Source organism: Tepidimonas sp. (assembly GCF_046292505.1).
Classification (GTDB): Bacteria; Pseudomonadota; Gammaproteobacteria; order Burkholderiales; family Burkholderiaceae_C; genus Tepidimonas.
The window spans coordinates 1-1,243 of the sequence record NZ_JBKBQX010000096.1 but is presented as its reverse complement, the minus strand read 5'-3'; the positions used below and the strand labels follow the sequence as shown (position 1 = coordinate 1,243).

Annotated in this window: 2 protein-coding genes; both read left to right on the top strand. The window is 72.5% G+C overall.

The features are described 5' to 3' along the window. Positions 1-1,084, top strand: a 1,084-nt coding sequence (locus ACK4TH_RS11925; RefSeq protein ID WP_409626746.1) for a TonB-dependent receptor domain-containing protein, incomplete at its 5' end; no start/stop codon positions are given. A gap of 27 nt (positions 1,085-1,111) precedes the next feature. After that, a partial coding sequence (locus tag ACK4TH_RS11920; RefSeq protein WP_409626748.1) for a hypothetical protein occupies positions 1,112-1,243 on the top strand: 132 nt, incomplete at its 3' end.

Below are 1,243 nucleotides of genomic sequence, written 5' to 3'. Positions count from 1 at the left end.
CGGCTTCACGCCTGGGGTGGACGACCAGAGCCGGCACCGCCTGCGCACGGCCGGGCTGCACTGGACGGCGCGCTGGAGCGAGGTCTGGTCCACCCGCGCCAGCCTGACGCGCGGTACCGACCGCTACGAGACGACGCCGTCGCCGTACCTGACCGAGACGCGCGTGACCACCGCGCTGCTGCGCAACGAGGTGCGGCTGGGCCAGGGCCTGATGACGGTGGACCTGGAGCGGCGCGAGGATGCGCTGGACAACCGCAGCACGACGCCGCCCCGCACCGATCGCCACCAGAATGCCCTGGCCGTGGGCTACGGCTGGCGCTCGGGGCCGCACCATCTGCAGGTCAACGCGCGCCATGACGACGACAGCGAATTCGGCGGCCAGTCCACCGGGCTGCTGGCCTATGGCTACGATGTCAGCCGCACGCTGCGCGTGACGGCGTCGGCGGGTACGGCCTTCCGGGTGCCGACGCTGTTCCAGCGCTTCAGCAAATACGGCAAGCCCGACCTCAAGGCCGAGAAGGGCCGCAACGTGGAGGCCGGCCTGCATTGGCAGTCCGGGGCGGACCGGCTGTCCGTGGTGGCCTACCGCAACCGCGTGCGCGACCTGATCGGCTACGTCAGCGGCCCGGGGCCGTGCGTCAACGGGGTCGGAACGTACGCGGGCTGCTACGACAACGTCGGTCGGGCCCGCCTCACCGGGGTGACGTTCAGCGGTGGCACCCGCGTCGGTGCGGTCAACCTGGGTGCGTCATGGGACGTGATGCGACCCAAGAATGAGGTGACCGACAAGTGGCTGGCGCGCCGGCCGCGCACGCAGGCGACGCTGACGGCCGATACCCTCGTCGCGGGCTGGCGCCTGGGGGGCGAGGTGCAGGTGGTGGGGGAGCGCTATGACGATGCGGCCAACACCCGGCGGCTCGCACCGTACACGCTGCTCAACCTGACGGCCGAGCGGCCGCTGGGGCGCGACTGGCGCGTGCTCGCCCGCCTCGACAACGCCACCGATCGCGCCTACGAGACGGTGGCGGGCTATGCGACGCCGGGCCGGACCCTGTTCGTCGGCCTGAGCTGGGCCCCGCGCTGAGGTCGGGTCATGTCCACCGAGACCGCTATGCACGCCGCTGCCATGCGCTGCCCCGTGCTGCTGATCGCCGCCGCGGCCTCCGGCCAGGGCAAGACCAGCGTCACTGCGGCGCTGGCGCGCTGGCACGTGCGCCAGGGTCGGCGCGTGCGGGTGTTCAAG